The organism is Gammaproteobacteria bacterium (genome assembly GCA_036383255.1).
In the GTDB taxonomy this organism is placed as follows: Bacteria; Pseudomonadota; Gammaproteobacteria; order Natronospirales; family REEB76; genus DASUBN01.
Map to the genome: position 1 here is coordinate 162,278 of DASVOS010000009.1, position 18,585 is coordinate 180,862.

The 18,585-nt window shown below is 66.4% G+C and carries 22 protein-coding genes; 17 read left to right on the forward strand and 5 right to left on the reverse strand.

Annotation, left to right across the window (positions count from 1 at the left end; genetic code table 11):
- Positions 1 to 41: 41 nt before the first annotated feature.
- From VF651_05440 to cydB, 4 genes are read left to right on the forward strand one after another with little or no spacing between them, the layout of a single operon-like run.
- Complete coding sequence (locus VF651_05440) at positions 42 to 848, forward strand: TatD family hydrolase (GenBank protein HEX7965141.1); 807 nt, start codon at positions 42 to 44, stop codon at positions 846 to 848.
- A gap of 47 nt (positions 849 to 895) precedes the next feature.
- Complete coding sequence (locus tag VF651_05445) at positions 896 to 2,305, forward strand: M20 family metallopeptidase (protein ID HEX7965142.1); 1,410 nt, start codon at positions 896 to 898, stop codon at positions 2,303 to 2,305.
- Between the two features lie 15 nt (positions 2,306 to 2,320).
- Complete coding sequence (locus tag VF651_05450; GenBank protein ID HEX7965143.1) at positions 2,321 to 3,697, forward strand: cytochrome ubiquinol oxidase subunit I; 1,377 nt, start codon at positions 2,321 to 2,323, stop codon at positions 3,695 to 3,697.
- Complete coding sequence (gene cydB / locus VF651_05455; GenBank protein HEX7965144.1) at positions 3,697 to 4,698, forward strand: cytochrome d ubiquinol oxidase subunit II; 1,002 nt, start codon at positions 3,697 to 3,699, stop codon at positions 4,696 to 4,698. Before VF651_05450 ends, cydB begins: the two co-directional genes overlap by 1 nt.
- A 102-nt stretch (positions 4,699 to 4,800) precedes the next feature.
- Here the strand turns inward: cydB and VF651_05460 are convergent, their stop codons facing one another.
- Together VF651_05460 and VF651_05465 are read right to left on the reverse strand one after the other, a co-directional pair.
- Positions 4,801 to 5,415 (reverse strand): nuclease-related domain-containing protein, encoded by a 615-nt coding sequence (locus VF651_05460; GenBank protein ID HEX7965145.1) that lies wholly within the window; start codon positions 5,413 to 5,415, stop codon positions 4,801 to 4,803.
- Between the two features lie 86 nt (positions 5,416 to 5,501).
- The gene (locus VF651_05465; GenBank protein ID HEX7965146.1) at positions 5,502 to 5,807 is read right to left on the reverse strand and encodes a DUF962 domain-containing protein; all 306 of its coding nucleotides are present in this window, start codon (positions 5,805 to 5,807) and stop codon (positions 5,502 to 5,504) included.
- Between the two features lie 80 nt (positions 5,808 to 5,887).
- Here VF651_05465 and VF651_05470 point away from each other — a divergent pair, with 80 nt between their 5' ends.
- From VF651_05470 to VF651_05505, 8 genes are read left to right on the forward strand one after another with little or no spacing between them, the layout of a single operon-like run.
- Positions 5,888 to 6,352 carry an SUF system Fe-S cluster assembly regulator gene (locus VF651_05470; GenBank protein ID HEX7965147.1) on the forward strand — a complete coding sequence of 155 codons (465 nt, stop codon included), beginning with the start codon at positions 5,888 to 5,890 and terminating at the stop codon, positions 6,350 to 6,352.
- Between the two features lie 2 nt (positions 6,353 to 6,354).
- A complete protein-coding gene (sufB, locus tag VF651_05475; protein ID HEX7965148.1) occupies positions 6,355 to 7,803 on the forward strand; it encodes a Fe-S cluster assembly protein SufB in 1,449 nt (482 codons plus the stop codon).
- Positions 7,804 to 7,818: 15 nt separating this feature from the next.
- The gene (sufC, locus tag VF651_05480) at positions 7,819 to 8,568 is read left to right on the forward strand and encodes a Fe-S cluster assembly ATPase SufC (GenBank protein ID HEX7965149.1); all 750 of its coding nucleotides are present in this window, start codon (positions 7,819 to 7,821) and stop codon (positions 8,566 to 8,568) included.
- Positions 8,569 to 8,570: 2 nt separating this feature from the next.
- Positions 8,571 to 9,854, forward strand: coding sequence for a Fe-S cluster assembly protein SufD (gene sufD / locus VF651_05485; GenBank protein ID HEX7965150.1), 1,284 nt, complete (start codon positions 8,571 to 8,573; stop codon positions 9,852 to 9,854).
- Positions 9,851 to 11,104, forward strand: a complete 1,254-nt coding sequence (locus VF651_05490) for a cysteine desulfurase (GenBank protein HEX7965151.1) — start codon at positions 9,851 to 9,853, stop codon at positions 11,102 to 11,104. The genes sufD and VF651_05490 overlap by 4 nt, the downstream gene beginning before the upstream one ends.
- The gene (locus tag VF651_05495; protein HEX7965152.1) at positions 11,104 to 11,556 is read left to right on the forward strand and encodes an SUF system NifU family Fe-S cluster assembly protein; all 453 of its coding nucleotides are present in this window, start codon (positions 11,104 to 11,106) and stop codon (positions 11,554 to 11,556) included. The genes VF651_05490 and VF651_05495 overlap by 1 nt, the downstream gene beginning before the upstream one ends.
- 2 nt (positions 11,557 to 11,558) lie before the next feature.
- Positions 11,559 to 12,107, forward strand: coding sequence for a putative Fe-S cluster assembly protein SufT (gene sufT / locus VF651_05500; GenBank protein HEX7965153.1), 549 nt, complete (start codon positions 11,559 to 11,561; stop codon positions 12,105 to 12,107).
- Positions 12,107 to 12,427, forward strand: a complete 321-nt coding sequence (locus VF651_05505; protein HEX7965154.1) for a non-heme iron oxygenase ferredoxin subunit — start codon at positions 12,107 to 12,109, stop codon at positions 12,425 to 12,427. The genes sufT and VF651_05505 overlap by 1 nt, the downstream gene beginning before the upstream one ends.
- 149 nt (positions 12,428 to 12,576) lie before the next feature.
- On the opposite strand, the gene VF651_05510 is transcribed toward VF651_05505, so the two are convergent.
- The 3 genes from VF651_05510 to VF651_05520 all read right to left on the reverse strand — a co-directional run bounded on the left by VF651_05510 (position 12,577) and on the right by VF651_05520 (position 14,568).
- The gene (locus tag VF651_05510) at positions 12,577 to 13,200 is read right to left on the reverse strand and encodes an inorganic pyrophosphatase (GenBank protein HEX7965155.1); all 624 of its coding nucleotides are present in this window, start codon (positions 13,198 to 13,200) and stop codon (positions 12,577 to 12,579) included.
- A 67-nt stretch (positions 13,201 to 13,267) separates the two neighbouring features.
- A complete protein-coding gene (locus tag VF651_05515) occupies positions 13,268 to 13,543 on the reverse strand; it encodes a hypothetical protein (protein ID HEX7965156.1) in 276 nt (91 codons plus the stop codon).
- Positions 13,543 to 14,568, reverse strand: coding sequence for a glycosyltransferase family 9 protein (locus VF651_05520; GenBank protein HEX7965157.1), 1,026 nt, complete (start codon positions 14,566 to 14,568; stop codon positions 13,543 to 13,545). Before VF651_05520 ends, VF651_05515 begins: the two co-directional genes overlap by 1 nt.
- A gap of 471 nt (positions 14,569 to 15,039) precedes the next feature.
- On the opposite strand from VF651_05520, the gene VF651_05525 reads away from it, so the two are divergent.
- From VF651_05525 to VF651_05545, 5 genes are all read left to right on the forward strand, one after another.
- Complete coding sequence (locus VF651_05525) at positions 15,040 to 15,786, forward strand: response regulator transcription factor (protein ID HEX7965158.1); 747 nt, start codon at positions 15,040 to 15,042, stop codon at positions 15,784 to 15,786.
- A gap of 429 nt (positions 15,787 to 16,215) precedes the next feature.
- On the forward strand, positions 16,216 to 17,127 hold the full coding sequence (locus tag VF651_05530) for an STAS domain-containing protein (GenBank protein HEX7965159.1): 912 nt from the start codon (positions 16,216 to 16,218) through the stop codon (positions 17,125 to 17,127).
- Between the two features lie 12 nt (positions 17,128 to 17,139).
- Entirely contained in the window at positions 17,140 to 17,529 is a 390-nt protein-coding gene (locus tag VF651_05535) for an STAS domain-containing protein (GenBank protein ID HEX7965160.1), read from the forward strand.
- An 86-nt stretch (positions 17,530 to 17,615) separates the two neighbouring features.
- Entirely contained in the window at positions 17,616 to 17,984 is a 369-nt protein-coding gene (locus VF651_05540; protein HEX7965161.1) for an ATP-binding protein, read from the forward strand.
- Entirely contained in the window at positions 17,981 to 18,583 is a 603-nt protein-coding gene (locus tag VF651_05545; GenBank protein HEX7965162.1) for a SpoIIE family protein phosphatase, read from the forward strand. The genes VF651_05540 and VF651_05545 overlap by 4 nt, the downstream gene beginning before the upstream one ends.
- The last annotated feature ends 2 nt before the right edge of the window (positions 18,584 to 18,585 follow it).

Consider the following 18,585-nt stretch of genomic DNA (forward strand, 5'->3'; position numbering starts at 1 on the left):
GTGGGTACCCCGGCGGCAGTCCCATCCATCAGGAATCCGTGATGACAGATGTCATGCCCTCCGCGCTGGTGGACATCGGCGCCAACCTCACCCACGACAGCTTCGACGCGGACCGGACCGAGGTCATCGCGCGGGCACAGACCGCCGGCGTGGAGCGTTTCGTGGTCACCGGCAGCGACGCGGCCCATAGCCGCAAGGCGCTGGAGCTCAGCGCCGCATGGCCTGGAATCCTCTACGCCACCGCCGGCGTGCACCCGCACCATGCCAAGGACTGCACTCCGGGCACCCGCGACGAACTCCGGGAACTGCACCGGCACAAGGAGGTGGTAGCGGTCGGTGAATGCGGCCTGGACTATTTCCGCAACTTCTCACCGCCGGAGAGACAGCGGGAGGTGTTCGGCATGCAGCTCGAGCTCGCCGCCGAGTGCGGCAAGCCCGTGTTCCTGCACCAGCGGGACGCCCATGACGACTTCATGCGCATATTCACCGACCACCGGCCACGGCTGTCGAAGGCCGTGGTGCACTGCTTCACCGGCGACGCGGCGGAGCTCAAGGACTACCTGGCGCTGGACTGCCACATCGGCATCACCGGCTGGATCTGCGACGAGCGCCGCGGCCTGCACCTGCGGGAATGCGTCGGGCTCATCCCCGCCGACAGGCTCATGCTTGAGACCGATGCACCCTACCTCATCCCGCGGGACTTGAAGCCGCGGCCTGCCTCCAACCGCAACGAGCCCATGTACCTGCCCCATATCGCGCGCGTAGTGGCCGCGTGCCTCAGCAAGGACGTCGCGCAGCTGGTCGCAGAGACCGCGCGCAACTCGGAAGCTTTCTTCGGCCTGGGGTAAAATACCGCTCCCTCAAGACGCCCCCTCTATTTCGCACGGAGATACTGATGGACCTCAACCGGCTGAAGAGCTTCACCAACCAGGCCTGGGACCAGTCCATCATCCCGCAGTTGAAGACGTATATCGGCATCCCCAACAAGTCGCCGAACTTCGACGCCGATTGGCAGGCCCATGGCCACATGGACAAGGCGGTGGAACTCGCCGCCGACTGGTGCCGTCAGCAGCCCATCAAGGGCATGACGGTGGAGGTGATGCGCCTGCCGGGCCGCACGCCGGTGCTGTTCGCCGAGATCCCCGGCGAGCGCAAGGACACGGTGCTGCTCTACGGCCACCTGGACAAGCAGCCGGAGTTCACCGGCTGGCTGGAGGGCCTGGAACCCTGGAAGCCGGTGATGCGCGGCGACAAGCTCTACGGCCGCGGCGGCGCGGACGACGGCTACGCCACCTTCGCTTCCCTCACCGCCATCCGCGCGCTGCAGGAGCAAGGCATCCCCCACGCCCGCTGCGTCATGATCATCGAGTGCTGCGAGGAGTCCGGCAGCTTCGACCTGCCCCACTACATCCAGACGCTCGGCAAGCGCCTCGGCGACGTGAGTCTGGTGGTATGCCTGGACGCGGAGTGCGGCAACTACGACCAGCTCTGGACCACCACCTCGCTGCGCGGCAACCTCGTCGGCACGCTCACGGTGGAGGTGCTCACCGAGGGCGTGCACTCCGGCGCCGCCTCAGGGATAGTGCCCTCCAGCTTCCGCGTGCTGCGTACGCTGCTGGACCGGGTGGAGGACTCCGCCACCGGCACCTCCAAGGTGAAGAGCCTCAAGCCCAAGATCCCGGCCCAGCGCATGCAGCAGATCCGGCGCGTGGCCAAGGTGCTGAAGAACACCGTGTTCACCAAGATGCCCTTCGCCAAGGGCGTGCAGCCCATCGCCAAGGACGTGGTGAAGCTCATCGTCAACAACACCTGGGGCCCGACCCTGTCGGTCACCGGCGTGGAGGGCATCCCCACGCTCGGCAACGCCGGCAACGTGCTGCGCCCCAAGACCACGGTCAAGCTCTCCTTCCGCCTGCCGCCCACCGCCGACGCACGCAAGGTCGGCGCCGAGGTGAAGAAGCTCCTGGAAGCCAAGCCGCCCTACGGCGCGCGCGTGAAGTTCGACATCGACTCCGCCATGGGCGGCTGGAACGCGGCGCCGGTGGCGCCGTGGTTGGAGAAGTCCATGCAGCGCGCCTCCAAGGCTCACTTCGGCAAGGACGCGGTGTACATGGGCACCGGCGGCAGCATCCCGTTCATGGGCATGCTGGGCGAGCGCTTCCCCAAGGCGCAGTTCCTGGTGACGGGCCTGCTCGGCCCCCACTCCAACGCCCACGGGCCCAACGAGTTCCTGCACGTGCCCACCGGCAAGAAGCTCACCGCGTGCGTGTCGCAGGTGATCGCGGACCACTGCGCGCGCAAATAGGAGCGATGCAAGGAAATGGATGCGGTGCTGCTATCGCGGGTGCAGATGGCGTTCACGCTCAGCTTCCACATCCTGTTCCCCACGCTCACCATCGGCCTCGCGGTATTCCTCGCCATCCTCGAGAGCCTGTGGCTTAAGACCGGCGACGACTTCTACCGGCGCCACTATCACTTCTGGGTGAAGCTCTTCGCCCTCACCTTCGGCGTGGGCGTGGTATCGGGGGTGGTGCTGTCCTACGAGTTCGGCACCAACTTCGGCCGCTTCTCCGCCATCGCAGGCAGCGTGGTGGGGCCGCTCATGAGCTACGAGGTGCTCACCGCGTTCTTCATGGAGGCGGGTTTCCTCGGCATCATGCTGTTCGGATGGAACCGGGTGGGCAGGAAGCTGCACTACACGGCGACCCTGCTGGTGGCTGCCGGCACCGTGACCTCGGCGTTCTGGATCCTATCCGCCAACTCCTGGATGCAGACGCCGGTGGGCGCCGAGTTGCGGGACGGCGTGTTCTACCCCCTGGACTGGTGGCAGATCGTCTTCAACCCGTCCTTCCCGTACCGCTTGGCGCACATGCTGCTGGCAGCGCTCCTGAGCTCCAGCGTGTTCGTGGCGGGCGTCTCCGCTTTCCTGTGGTCCAAGGGTCCTGAACCGCGTTTCGGCCGTTTCAGCTTCCGTTTCGCCATCGCGGCCGCAGCCATCCTCGCTCCGCTGCAGATCCTGGCGGGTGACCAGCAGGGGTTGATCGCGGAGCGCTACCAGCCCATCAAGGTCGCCGCCATCGAGGGCCATTGGCAGACCGGCGGCCACGCCCCCCTGGTGCTGTTCGGCTGGCCTGACGTGGAAACCCGCAGCAACAAGTACGCTGTCGAGTTGCCGGAAGCCGGCAGTCTCATCATCAAGCATTCCCGGGACGGCGTGGTGGTCGGCCTCGATGCGGTTGATCCCAAGGACTGGCCCTCGGTGCCGGTGGTGTTCTGGGCTTTCCGCATCATGGTGGGCCTGGGATTCCTGATGCTGGCCTATGCCTGGCTCGGCGCCTGGTACGCAAAACGCCACAAGGACGATATGCCGCGCTGGTTCCTCAGCGCCGCGGTGTGGATGGTACCGGCGGGTTTCATCGCCACCGTGGCCGGCTGGTGGGTGGCGGAGACGGGCCGCCAGCCCTGGGTGGTGTACGGCATCCTGCGCACTGCGGATGTCGCCACCGATGTCCCGGCGGCACAGGTGCTCTGGTCGCTGCTCACCTTCATCGCGGCCTACATCGTGGTCATGGCCGCCTATCTCTATTACATGCTCAAGGTGATCCGCGGCGGGCCGGCTGCCGCCAAGCCGCCCGAGCCCGCCACCGGCAAGGCTCCGCCGGCACGGCCCGCCTTCGGCGGCGTGGAGGACAAGTGATGCACGCACTGCCGCTGGTGTGGGCCGGGATCATCGCGCTGGGCGTCGCGATCTACGTGGTGATGGACGGCTTCGACCTCGGCATCGGCATCCTGTTCCCTTTTGCCAAGGACCACGGACACCGCGACGTCATGATGAACACCGTGGCGCCGGTGTGGGACGGCAACGAGACCTGGCTGGTGATGGGCGGTGTGGGGCTGTTCGCGGCCTTCCCCCGCGCTTATGCCATCCTGCTGCACGCCCTCTACATACCGTTGATCCTGATGCTGGTGGCGCTCATCTTCCGGGGCATCTCCTTCGAGTTCCGCTTCAAGGCCCACAAGAGCCGTGTACTTTGGGATATCGCCTTCAGCGCGGGCTCGATGCTCACGGCCCTCTGCCAGGGCATCACCCTCGGCGCCGTGGTGCAAGGCATCTCGGTGATAGACGGCCGCTACACCGGCGGCAGCTTCGACTGGCTCACGCCCTTCAGCCTGTTCACGGGCCTCAGCGTGGTGGCGGGATACGCCCTGCTGGGCTCGAGCTGGCTCATCATGAAGACCGAGGAGGACCTGCTGGACTGGTGCTACAGGATGGCCCGCCGCAGCCTGCTGCTGCTGCTCATCGCCATCGCCGTGGTGAGCCTCTGGACGCCCATCATGTCGCCGGCCATCCGCGAACGCTGGTTCTCCATCCCTAACTTTTATTATCTCTCCCAGGTGCCGCTCGCCACGCTGCTGCTGGCGGCCGGCCTCTGGTATTCCCTGAAGCGCCGCCACACCTATCCACCGTTCTACTGCAGCGTGGGCCTGTTCATGCTGGCGTACCTAGGGCTCATCATCAGTATCTGGCCTTACATCGTGCCGCGCGCCGTCACCTTCGAGCAAGCCGCCGCGCCGGAGTCGAGCCAGGTGTTCGAGCTGGTGGGCTTCCTGATCGTCATCCCCATCATCCTGACCTACACCGTCGCCGGCTACTACATCTTCCACGGCAAGGTGAAAGCCGGCGAGCACTACCATTGAGCCGGCGCATGAGCCCCAAGCTCAGGTCCTGGCTCTGGTTCGCGGGGATCTATCTCTTGTCGCTGGCGGCATTCGCCGCGGTGATGGGACTCTTGCGCCTCTTCATCCGCGCCTGACGGGGAGCGGACGTTCCTTGCCGGGCGGCACGTTCGCCGCCTCGCAGACCTTGTCCCACACCGCCTGCAGCTCCGCGTCCAGGGTCACGGGCTCCTTGGCGGGAGCGCGCAACAGCGGCTGGGCGAACTCCTCCAGGAGCTGCACGCCGTCGGGGCGGCCCTTGGGGAAGTGGCCGCGGGAAGTGAACAGGATGCGCGGCAGCACCTCGATGCCCGGCACCAGGTACTTAACCGCCGCCACCCGGTCGTGCATTGGGCGGATGGGGTTGTTGAACTGGTAGCGCCGGCGCTTGCCCATGGCGGTCCAGATGTCCATCTTCTCCGAGCCGAACACCGCGCCTTCCACGTCGCGAACGTCCAGCACGTAGAGACGGCGCTCACGCAGTATCAGCGCGTCCACCGGCACGAAGCCGCCGATACCGTCGGGGATCACCACGTCGCGGATGAGCCGGTCGGCGACGATGCGCAGGGTGCGGTTCACGTCGCGGCGCACCGCGGTCATGCGCAGCCACACGGCCAGCGCCACGATCGCGAGCAGCACGGCGAGCGCCGCGCCCGCCAGCGTCCAGACCTGCCAGTTGTCGTACCAGGCGTGAGCCATCCGCATCCCTCTCCGTCTCGTGCGTCCACCGGACCCCTCCGGCGGCGCGTATTGTAGCGGAACGGGTCGCCGACTTTATATGTCGTTCAGAACGGCAGCTTGCGGAAGAGTATGTCGCGGAACATGACCCAATCCCCCAGGAAACTGTAGATGGGATGGGTGAAGGTGGCGGGGCGGTTCTTCTCGAAGAAGAAATGTCCGATCCAGGCGAAGCCGTAGCCGAACAGCGGCAGCAGGAACCACCACTGCCAACGGCCCGTGACGAGGAGCCCCGCGAAGGTCAGCAGCACCAGGGAGCTGCCGATGAAGTGCAAGCGGCGGCAGGTGCGGTCGCTATGCTCCCCCAGGTAGAAGGGGTAGAACGCGCGAAAACTGGGGAAATCCCGGCTCATGCACCCACTATACAGCCGGGCTTTATCCGGGCGCCTAATAGGACTAAAATAGTCCTCTTTATGCAGTCTACGGTAACCCCATGCTGCGCCTGAGCAAATTGACCGACTACGGCACCGTGGTGCTGGCGGAGATGGCCCGGGAGCCCAAGCGGCTCTACGCCGCGGCCGAGCTCGCCGCCGCCCTGCATCTCGCCGCTCCCACCGTCAGCAAGCTGCTGAAGCAGTTCGCCCGGGCAGGCCTGGTCAGTTCCCAGCGCGGTGCCAAGGGTGGCTACAGCCTGGCACGCCCGGCCGAGCAGATCACGGCGGTCCACATCATCGACGCCATCGAGGGGCCGGTCGCCATCACCCAATGCAGCATGACCCACAGCCGCTGCGGCATCGAGGCGGTGTGCGGCATCGGCCACAACTGGCAGCGCATCAGCCTCGCGATCCGTGACGCCCTGAAGGGCGTGACCCTGGCGCAGCTCGCCCGGCCCGTGGCGCTGCCGCCGCGGCTCGACTTCAGCGGCGTGCTCGACGCGCCGCGCCGCCGGGAGCAGTGAGCGTGGCCACCGACAACAAGGACGTGGACAACCTGCTGCGCGGTGAGTACCGCCATGGCTTCGTCACCGACATCGAATCCGACACCGTCCCGCCGGGCCTCGACGAGGACGTGATCCGGCTCATCTCCCGCAAGAAGCAGGAGCCGGCCTTCATGCTGGAGTGGCGCCTCAAGGCCTACCGCCACTGGCTCACCATGAAGGAACCCCGCTGGGCTCACGTGAAGCATCCGCCCATCGACTTCCAGGACATCTCCTACTACTCCGCGCCCAAGTCGAAGAAGGACGGCCCCAAGAGCCTGGCGGACGTGGACCCGAAGCTGCTGGAGACCTACGAGAAGCTGGGCGTGCCGCTGCACGAGCGCGCCGCGCTCGCCGGGGTCGCCGTGGACGCGGTGTTCGACTCGGTGTCCGTGGCCACCACCTTCCGGGAGAAGCTGGCCGAGGCCGGCGTGATCTTCTGCTCCTTCTCCGAGGCGGTGCAGAAGCATCCGGCGCTGGTGGAGCAGTATCTGGGTTCAGTGGTGCCCTACTCCGACAACTTCTACGCCACCCTGAACTCCGCGGTGTTCTCCGACGGCTCCTTCGTGTACGTGCCCAAGGGCGTGCGCAGCCCCATGGAGCTCAGCACCTACTTCCGCATCAATGCCTCCAAGACCGGCCAGTTCGAGCGCACCCTCATCGTCGCCGACGAGGGCGCCTACGTGAGCTACCTGGAAGGCTGCACCGCGCCCATGCGCGACGAGAACCAGCTGCATGCGGCGGTGGTGGAACTGGTGGCGCTCAAGGATGCCCAGATCAAGTACTCCACGGTGCAGAACTGGTACCCCGGTGACGCCGAGGGCAAGGGCGGCATCTACAACTTCGTGACCAAGCGCGGCGAGTGCCGTGGGGAACGCTCACGCATCTCCTGGACCCAGGTGGAGACAGGTTCCGCCATCACCTGGAAGTATCCGAGCTGCGTGCTCAAGGGTGACGGCTCGGTGGGTGAGTTCTATTCGGTGGCGGTGGCGAACCACTACCAGCAGGCGGACACCGGCACCAAGATGCTGCACATCGGCAAGGGCACCCGCAGCACCATCGTGTCGAAGGGCATCTCAGCCGGCCACGGCCAGAACAGCTACCGGGGCCTGGTGAAGGTCGCCGCCGGCGCCGAGGACGCGCGCAACCACACCCAGTGCGACTCGCTGCTGATGGGCGACCAGTGCGGCGCCCACACCTTCCCCTACATGGAGGCCAAGAACCCCACCGCCCAGGTGGAGCACGAGGCCACCACATCCAAGATCAGCGACGACCAGCTTTTCTACTGCCGCAGCCGCGGCATCTCGGCGGAAGACGCGGTCAACATGATCGTGAACGGCTTCTGCAAGGACGTGTTCAAGGAACTGCCCATGGAGTTCGCGGTGGAGGCCCAGCGCCTGCTCGCGGTCACTCTCGAAGGTGCAGTCGGCTAAAAAGGCGAAAAAGAGATGCTTGAGATCAAGAACCTGCACGCACGCGTTGACGGCAAGGACATCCTCAAGGGCCTCAGCCTCGAGGTGAAGGCTGGCGAGGTCTGCGCGATCATGGGTCCCAACGGCTCCGGCAAGAGCACCCTCGCCCACATCCTGGCGGGCCGGGAAGGCTACGAAGTCACCTCAGGCAGCGTGAGCTTCGAGGGCAAGGACCTCCTGGCACTGGCGCCTGAGGAACGCGCCCGTGAAGGCGTGTTCCTGGCCTTCCAGTACCCGGTGGAAGTCCCCGGGGTGAACAACGTGTACCTGCTCAAGGCCGCCTTCAACGCCATCCGCAAGCAGCGCGGCGAGGAAGAGCTGGATGCCATGGATTTCCTGGCGCTGGTGAAGGCCAAGATGCAGTTCATGGAGATGGACCCGGCCTTCCTCAACCGCGCGGTGAACGAAGGCTTCTCCGGCGGCGAGAAGAAGCGCAACGAGATCCTGCAGATGCTGGTGCTGGAGCCGAAGCTCGCGCTGCTGGATGAGACCGACTCCGGCCTCGACATCGACGCCCTCAAGGTCGTCGCCAAGGGCGTCAACAAGCTGCGCGACCCCAAGCGCGCCATCGTCATGGTCACCCACTACCAGCGCCTCCTGGACCACGTGGTGCCGGACAAGGTGCACGTGCTGGCCAGTGGCCGGGTGGTGAAGTCCGGCGGCAAGGAGCTCGCGCTGGAACTCGAGAAGCGCGGCTACGACTGGCTGAAGGACGCGGCGGCCTGAATATGAGTGCTCTCGCCCCCTACCTCGAAGGCTACGCGGCTTATCCCAAGACCCGGCCCTGGCTGCAGGCGCTCAAGCAGCAGGCGCTGCAGCGGGCCGAAGCCCGCGGCTTCCCGCAAGCGCGGGACGAGGCGTGGAAATACACGTCCCTCGCCACGCTGGAGCAACGCGGCTTCAGGCCCGCATCCAGCACCGTGACGCTCGACGCCGGCGCGCTCGCGCCGCTGCTGGTGCCGGGACTGGACTGCCCACGGGCGGTGTTCGTGAACGGCCGCTATGCCGCCGGCCTCTCGCATCTGCCCAAGGGCGTACGCGTGGTCGCAGCGCGTGATGCAGACGAGTCTCTTGCAGCCCTGTTGGCGGTCCCGCCGGACTGGGAGGACGACACCTTCCTGAACCTGAACACGGCCCTGTTCCAGGAGGCGCTGCTGGTAGACGTCTCCGGTGAGCTCACCGAGCCGCTGGAGTTCCTGCATGTGAGCGCGCCGGAGACGGCTGCGGCCTCCCACCACTCCCGCTGTACGGTGAAGCTCGGCGCCAACGCCCACGCCATGCTCATCGAGCGCTACACGGGACTGGACGGGGCCAAAAACCTCACCAACAGCGTGGTGCAGATCGAGCTGGGGTCCGGCGCGAAGCTCACACATCTACGCCTGCAGGAAGAGACCTTCCAGGGTTTCCATCTGGGGCGCGTGCTGGTGAGCCAGGCGGCGGATAGCTGCTATGTATCCCACAACCTCCAGCACGGTGCCGCCTGGGCACGCCTCGACCTGGCGGTGGCGCTCAAGGCGGCCGGGGCCAGCGCCGAGCTCAACGGCCTCTATGCGACGGGCGGCCGCCGCCACCTGGACAACCACACCCGGGTGGATCACCTCGCGCCCCACACCGCGAGCCGCGAACTCTACCGCGGCATCCTGGACGGCCAGGGCCGCGCGGTGTTCAACGGCAAGGTGGTGGTGGCGCCGCATGCCGCCAAGACCGATGCGAGCCAGGCGAATCACAACCTTCTGCTGTCGCGCGGCGCGGAGATCGACACCAAGCCTGAACTCGAGATCTATGCCGACGACGTGAAGTGCAGCCATGGCGCGACCATCGGCCAGCTGGACGAGCAGCAGCTCTTCTACCTGCGCTCCCGCGGCCTGGACGCCGAGACCGCGCGCAGCCTGCTCATCGGCGCCTTCGCCGAGCGGCTGCTCACCCTCTTGCCCTTGCCCGCCCTCGCTGCCCACGCGCGCCGCCGATTGGGTGCCGCCGTGAGCCGCATCAACCTGCCGGAGCCCGCATGAGCACCTTGCGCAAAGCCCTGGATACCGCCGCCGGCTTCGATCCGCTGCGCTGGCGCAGAGACTTCCCGATCCTGGGCGAGAAGGTGCACAGCAAGCCGCTGGTGTACCTCGACAACGCCGCCACCTCGCAGAAACCGCAGGCGGTCATCGACGCGATATCGCGTTATTACGAGCACCACAACGCCAACGTGCACCGCGGCGTGCATACCCTGAGCGAGCTCGCCACAGCAGATTACGAGGGCGCCCGCGAGAAAGTACGCGCATTCATCAACGCTCGCTCCGTGAAGGAAGTGGTCTACACACGCGGCACCACCGAGGCCATCAACCTGGTGGCCCAAAGCTTCCTCCGGCCCAGGCTCAAGCCGGGCGACGAGATACTTCTCACCCAGATGGAGCACCACTCCAACATCGTGCCCTGGCAGCTGCTGGCCGGGCAGACCGGCGCAGTGCTGAAGGTGGTGCCGATCACCGATGCCGGCGAGCTGGAGCCCGGCATGTTCCAGGAGCTCCTCGGCGAGCGCACCCGCATCGCCGTGTTCGGCCACGTGTCCAACGCTTTGGGCACTGTCAACCCCGTGAAGGAGATGACCGCCCAGGCCCATGCCCATGGCGTGCCCGTGCTGGTGGACGGCGCCCAGGCGGTGCCGCACATGGCAGTGGACGTGCGGGACCTGGACTGCGACTTCTATGCCTTCTCCGGCCACAAGATGTTCGCCCCCACGGGCATCGGCATCCTCTACGGCAAGGAGGCGCTACTGGAGGCCATGCCGCCGTGGCAGGGCGGCGGCGAGATGATCCGCATCGTGCGCTTCGGCCAGACCACCTATAACGACCTGCCCCACAAGTTCGAGGCAGGCACCCCGGACATCGGCGGTGCCGTGGGCTTGGGCGCCGCAGTGGACTACCTGAACCAGGCGGGCATGGGCGCCATCCAGGACTACGAGCGGGGCCTGCTCGCCTACGCCACCGACCGCATCGGTTCCGTGCAGGGCGTCAGACTCGTGGGCACCGCGCGGCACAAGGCCGGCGTGGTGTCGTTCGTGATGCAGGGAGTGCATCCTCATGACCTCGGCACCATCGTGGACCAGGAAGGCGTCGCCATCCGCACCGGGCACCATTGCGCCATGCCGGTGATGGAGCGCTTCGGCCTGCCGGCCACGGCCCGCGCCTCCCTCGCCTTCTACAACACCCGCGAGGACATCGACACGCTGGCGGCGGCCCTGGACAAGGCGCGGGGGATACTCGGCTGATGGACGCGGGCCTCAAGGACCTCTACCGCGACGTGATCGTGGACCACAACCGGTCCCCCCGGAACTTCCGCAAGATCCCGGACGCGGACCGCGCGCTGGAGGGTTTCAATCCCCTCTGCGGCGACAAGCTCACGCTCTACCTCAAGCTGGACGGCGGGACCATCAAAGACCTCAGCTTCGAGGGCAGCGGCTGCGCCATCTCCGTGGCCTCCGCCTCGCTCATGACCGAGCGCCTCAAGGGCAAGACCCGCGCCGAGGCGGAGAGTCTGTTCGGCACCATGCACGAGCTCCTGACCAAAGCCGATGCCCCGGCGGACGAATCCCTGGGCAAGCTCGCCGCGCTCTCGGGCGTGCGCGAGTTCCCGTCCCGCGTGAAGTGCGCGAGCCTGTGCTGGCACACGCTCATGGCCGCCTTGAAGGGCGATGCCGGCAACTCGATATCGACGGAATGACCATGTACGACCGCGAACCCATCAAGCTCCTGCGTTCCTGTGAGGCGGTGATGATCCCCGCCGGCACCCGCGTGGTGGTGCCCGAGGGCACCGAGGTGAACGTGGCCCAGTCCCTGGGCGGCAGCTTCACCGTATACGTGGACGGCAACCTGCTGCGCATCGCCGGCAAGGACGCGGACGCCCTCGGCCTCGAGGTCCAGGAAGCACCCAGGCTGCCGGAGAATCCCAGCGACGCGGACGTGGAGAAGCTGGTCTGGGACCAGCTCAAGACCTGCTACGACCCGGAGATCCCCATCAACATCGTGGACCTGGGCCTGGTCTACGAGTGCAAGCTGCAGCCCGCCGATGAGGGCAAGAAGAAAGTGGGCGTGAAGATGACGCTCACCGCCCCCGGCTGCGGCATGGGCGGCATCCTGGTGCAGGACGTGAAGGACAAGCTGGAGCAGGTGCCTACCGTGCAGGCGGCGGACGTTGAGCTCGTATTCGACCCGCCCTGGAGCCGCGAGATGATGTCCGAGGAAGCCAAGTTGCAGACGGGGATGTATTACTGATGGCCGAGTGGATCGACGTCGCGCCCATGGACAGCTTCCCGGCGGGCACCCACAAGATCGCGGACGCGGACGGGGTGCGCATCGCGGTGTTCAACATCGAGGGGAAGCTCTACGCCATCGAGGACGTCTGCACCCACGACGGCGGCATCCTCACGGGCGGCCCGGTGCAGGGCTGCATCATCACCTGCCCGCGCCACGGCGCCACCTTCGACATCCGCAGCGGCGAAGCCCTCACCGCTCCCGCCTACGAGCCCACTTCCACCTTCCCGGTGCGAATCCAGGATGGGATGGTGCAAGTCAAAGACGAACGCTGGGACTAGCCTGCCGCATATAACCTGCTGCGCTCGGCATGACGTCGTTGGGCTCGGCTCGCAATCCTCACGTACTTAAGAGTACGCTCCGGTGTGCTCGCCTTCGCCCGGCTAGTCCTGCCTTCGCTCGCGACGGTTATCTGCGGCAGGTCTGACAATCAAATATCAGTGGGAAGGTCGGATTCGCCGAAGTGATCGAGGTAGTCGGCATGCGCCGCCTTGATCACCTCATAGGCTTTGTCGTGCTTATACACCGCCTGGATGTCCACCTTGTGGGCCTGGCCCGGCACCCACTTGTAGGTGCTGAAGTAGTGCACCAGCCGCTCCACCATCACATGGGGCAGGTCCTCCAGCTCCCGGGCATGGCCCCAGAGGTTGTCGCTGGCCAGCACGGCGATGATCTTGTCGTCCGCCTCACCGCCGTCGATCATGCGCAGGCCGCCGATGACGCGGGCGTGCATCAGCACCTCAGACCGGGCGATGGGCCGCTCGGAGAACACGCAGATGTCCAGGGGATCCTTGTCGCCCGGGATGCCCTCGCCCGCCAGCCGCCCCACCCGCTCGCCGCAGTAGGTACGCGGCACGAACCCGTACAGCGCCGGCATGTGCGCGGAACTGCGTTGGGGGCGGTCCACCCGCAGGTAGCCCGTGGCCTTGTCCACCTCGTACTTCACCACGTCGAAGGGCGTGATCTCGATGTAGGCGTTGACCACGGCGGGGGCGTCTTCACCCAGCTCCAGGCCGTGCCAGGGGTGGGGACGCCACTGGTTATAGGGCTTCATAGGAAAGACCGACGTTCGGAAACCGGGGGCGCGCATTGTAGCGGCTGGACCCCTGCCATTCCAGGCTTCAGCGGCGGCCCGGATCGTCCTTGCGGGTGTATTCCCCTTCCAGGGTCACACCGCGCCGGCCCTCCGGGCGGTCCTGCGCAGGCGCCTCACGCACCCAGCGCCGGCGCAGCCACCAGAAGCGCAGGGACAGCCCGATGCCCAGCAGCACCGCCGCGCCGAGCACCACCAGGAACAGCACCGTGCCCAGGAAGAACGCGACGGTGAACGCGGCCAGGAGCGCCAGCGCCGCCAGGAGGCGCGCGAAGGGACCGCGGCTTCGCGGCAGCTGTTGCATCACAGGAGTTCCTTGGCGATGCGCGCGGCGGCCTGCGCCACGTCGATACTGCCCATGTCACTCTCCTCCGCGCCCTCCGGGGGCATGAACGCCAGGCGCTTGCTTTCGCCGTTGACGGTCTGCCAACGCAGCGCGGTGGAGGAACGCCGGCGCGGATAGAACGCAGCGGTGGGCCGGCCCAGCGCCGCCGCGAGGTGCAGCGGCCCGGTGGAACCGCTCACGAACAGGTCCGCGAAGGCGAGGTGCTTGGCGAAGGGCAGCAGACCGTCCTTCGACACCAGCAGCGTGTGCGGCGCATCCAGGAGGCTCGAGAGACGCCGCGCCTGTGCCTCCTCCGCGGGGCCCGCGGTGAGCACCAGGTGGCGCTTGCGGCCGGCCAGGTCCCGCGCCAGGTGGCCGTACTGCCCGAGGGAGAGGTTGTCGGCGGAGCCGCCGTGCCCCGCGTGCAGGAACACGAGCTGCTTGCCGGCGGCGATCTTGTGCTTCTTCAGGAAGTCACGTTTGAGCTTCTGCACCTCGGCGGATTTGAACTCGAGATAAGGCGCTGTCACGGGCCTGGGCTTCGCGACACCCCGTTCCAGCAGGTATGCCGCCGCGAGGTCGAGGTTGTACTCATACTCGGGCTTCTCGGAACGGGAACGCCGCTGCCGGATGCGCCGGTTGTAGAAGATCTGGGCGAGCTTGGTGGCGGGCGCGTACCGCAGCGGGATGCCGGCGAGCCACACGCCGAAGCCGGTATCGAAGCGTGAGAACAAGGTCACCACTGCGTCGAATCGCATGGGCTTCAAGGCCCGTGCCAGGGCGAAGCCGTTGCGCCAGGCGCCCTTGAGCCGGGGGTCCCGCACCACCTCGTCCACATAGGGACAAGCTTCTGCCAGCGGCGCGGTATAGGCCGGTACCAGCACCGCGATGTGGGCCTTGGGCAGGTTCTTGCGCAGGAGCGCCAGGGCCGGCCAGGCCAGCATGAAGTCCCCCAGCTTGTCGTTGCGGATCACCAGGATGCGTGGGCCGGCGGATGCGGGCATGGAGGGCGGCCTTGAGAGCGCGGGCTGCGCCGCGGGAATCTTAACCAAGGGGGCGGCAGGGGTCTAATGCCTCCGTCTGCCCCTTGCCGCTCAGGACAAATCCAGGACCCATATGGGGTATTTACCTAATATAAAAAAAGTCGCCCCCGGTCCAGACTTTGCCTCGGGTCGTGCACCCCTCACGATCCAAACGGCTGATGTTCCCCGTCGGCCGCACAAGCCGGGATGCAACGTCACGGCTCGCAATTCGGGTGGTCCTCCCTACCGCCCGCGTTGACTGAAGCGCCTCGAAAGAGGCGCTTCTTTTTGGTGGGGACAATACCCGGATTCAGGTCGTTTCCCGCCGGTATTCAGGGGATCACCCGCTTCCCTGCAACGGCAGGGCTCAACTATTCTCGACCCTGGACGCCATGGATGGTGTCCGCCTTCCAGGATGTCCAGCCTGACCCAGGCGGACCCGGAAAAAAGAAAGTGGACCTGCGCATCTCATCGACTCCGACGCGAGCCCCGTTCAAGGCCCTCATCGCCACCGATGATGCAGCCCTCACCACGGTCGAGCACTCCGCCCTCAAGCAGTTGCATTTCGACGCCGTCACCGTGCATGACGACGGCGAGATGCTGCACAGCATCCACGCCGAGCGCCCCGACCTCGTGATCCTGGACGCGGACCTGCCCGCAGGCGGAGGCCTGGAGGCCTGCCGCCGCCTAAGGGAGGATCCCAGCACCGCCTCCATCCCCATCATCATGGTGACCGGCGAGGACGACAGCTCCGAGAGGATCGAGGCGCTGGAGACCGGCGCCGACGACTGCGTGACCAAGCCCCTGCAGGTGGACATGCTGGTGGCCCACATCAAGGCATTGGCGCGGCGCGCACTGCAGGCGGTGACCCCCGGCCACCGGTTGCGGGCCGGCCCCATCGACATGGACCTGGACCGCTGGACGGTGCAGGTCTCCGGTGCGCCCATCGAGCTCACCAAGAAGGAATTCCGGCTGCTGCAGGTGCTCCTGGAGGCCAAGGGGCGGGCCCTGACCCGTGACTTCCTGCTGCAGGAGGCCTGGTCCCACGGCACCATCCACGGCCTCGACACCCGCACCGTGGACGTGCATATCGGCCGCCTGCGACGCAAGCTTGGCAAAGCCGGCCACTACATCATCACCGTGCGCAACGTCGGCTTCCGCTTCGACATCCTTCCGGAGTGGTTCACCACCCGCTCCTGAGCCGCCACCCGTGGGGTCTTTACATGTATACAAATAGGGTGATTACCCTATTCGTTTCAGGTCCCCTCCCCGCTAAGGTTTAACCTAATTCCAGGGACAGGCGCGGGCGGAGCGCCTAACTAAATCCGAAGAAGAAACAGTGAGCTGCGGACAGAATCCACTGCGATGGATCAGGCCCGCGGATCCTGCCGCCTCACGCAGGCTGCTTTTACATATGCACGCGCGGGGCCTCAGCTTTGATATTTAGTACCATGAAACCCGCCATCAAGGCCGGCCGCACCCCAAGGTGGCCAGTCAGCGCCATGCGGCAGTCACGCGGCCTTACCAGCTTCGGGCTTTCGCCTGCGGACCTGTCCCAGGGAACTATGAACGGCATGAGCCGTCCCGACAGATCTCCCCCGTTACAGAGGGAAGAACGAGGAGCGAACCATGACTGATAAAGGCAAGAGCCGCGACCGGAGCCTGCAGACGGACCCTGGCGCCGGCGGCGACGAATCCCACGCCGAAGTACTGCGAGAGCTGGTGGCGCATCTGCGCCAGAACCGCACCCAGCTGCGCGAGGTATGGGCTAGCCGCATCATGAGCGCCCGCTTCCTCACCGCCATGACCAATGAGGAAATCATGGCGGAGGCGAGCTCGGTGTACGACAACTACCTGGGCGCCCTGGAGACCGGCTCGATCGAGGCCCTCGAAGCCTACGCCCGCGACCTGTCGGAACGAATCATCCCTCGAGGCGTGGAGACGCACGAAGTGGTGGGTATCGTGCTCCTGCTGCGCGACGTGCTGGCCCGCTCCCTCTTCTCCAAATACGGCCAGAACCAGCAGCTGTTGACACGGGTGCTGGACGCCTACGAGCCTGCGGCGAACCGCATCGCCACCACGGTGGCGGTGGGCTTCGTGCAGGAGCGCGAGCGCATCATCCGCCAGCAACAGGAAGCCATCCGTGAGCTGTCCACCCCCGTGCTGGCGGTGCGTGAACGGCTGCTGATTCTCCCCATCATCGGCATCCTCGACCCGCAACGCGCCCGCCAGCTGACGGAACAGCTGCTGCGCGGCATCCGCGTGAACCGCGCACGAGTGGTCGTGATGGACCTGACCGGTGTGCCGGCGGTGGACGCCGCGGTGGCAAACCACCTGGTGCAGACCGTGGAAGCGGCCCGACTGGTCGGCGCCGATGTGATCGTCACCGGCCTCGCGCCGGAACTGGCCCAGACGCTGGTCACCATCGGCGTGGACCTCGGCAAGATGGCCACGGTGGGCGACCTGCAGGGCGGCATCGAAGAGGCCGAGAAGCTGCTGGGCTACAAGGTGGTGCCGATCCTCGACAAGAGCCCGGAATAAGGACACGCCCAAGTGGAAGTCCCTATCCTAAAACAGCGCAATTACCTGATTGCGTCAGTGCAAGCGGTGCTGACCGACCAGGACCTGGTCAACCTGCGCGACCGCCTGGTGGCACAGGTGGGCCGTTACCGCTCCGTCGGCGTGATCCTCGACGTGACTGGACTCGACGTGATGGACTCGTTCTCCGTGCGCACGCTGCGGGACATGGCCCACATGATCCGCCTGCGCGGCGCCGACACGGTCATCGTCGGCATCCAGCCGGAAGTCGCCTTCTCGATGGTGCAGTTGGGACTCAGCCTGGAAGGCGTGCCCACTGCGCTCGACCTCGAAGAAGGCCTCGCCTATCTGGACGCGCGGCCCAAGCGCACCAGCGTGGGCAGCACCCCGCCCGGACCTAGATGAATAAGGTCGGGCCTTCTCCTCAGAACGGAAGCAGCGAGGCGACAGGGTCTTTGGAAGACAGGGTAGTCATTCCCATCAGGACGGTGATGGATATCGTCACCGCCCGCCAGCATGGGCGCGAACTCGCGTTGCAATCCGGCTTCTCGGAGACGGAGTCGACGCTGATCGCGACCATCATCTCCGAGCTCGCGCGCAACATCGTGCTGTACGCGCAGACCGGCGAGATCGTGCTGCAGAAGAGCGGCGGCACCGACAAGCCGCGCGGCGTGGTGATCGTCAGCCGCGACAACGGACCGGGCATCCCCGACGTGCAGCGCGCCCTCGTAGGCGGCTACTCCACCTCCGGCGGCCTCGGCATGGGCCTCTCCGGCGTGCGCCGCATGGTGGACGAGTTCTACATAGACACCGGCGTCGGCAAGGGCACCACCGTCACCGCCAAGAAATGGCTCCAATGAACCGGAGCATCATAGAGTCGGGCGCAGCCTCCTTCACCCTGCCCGGGCAGGCGGAATCGGGCGACCGCCACGCGGTGGTCGAGGTCAAGAGCGGCGCGGTCGCGACGGTGGTTGACGGTCTGGGCCACGGCAGCGAAGCCGCGGCGGCCGCCGAGCTCGCCATCGAGAGCGTGCAGCGGCACGCCGACGGCGAGCCGCTCACCGCCCTGCTCAAGCACTGCCACACCGCGCTCAAGGGCAGCCGCGGCGCGGTCATGAACGTGGCGGCCTTCGATGCACGCGAAGGCACGCTCACCTGGCTCGGCATCGGCAACGTGGAGGGCCGGCTCCTGCTCAAGAGCGCACACAACGGCTACGTGCGCCAGAACCTCCTGCTGCGCCCGGGCGTGGTCGGGCAACGCCTGCCCTCGCTGCAGGCCGCAGTCACGAGGGTGCAGCCGGGTGACATGGTGATCTTCGCCACCGACGGCATCGCTCCTGACTTCGCAGAGCAGGTGCGATTGGATGCGCCGGTGGACGAGATCGCCGAGCGCATCATCACCCGCTATTGCAAGAAGACCGATGACGCCCTGGTACTGGTCGTCCGGTACCTGGGCTGACG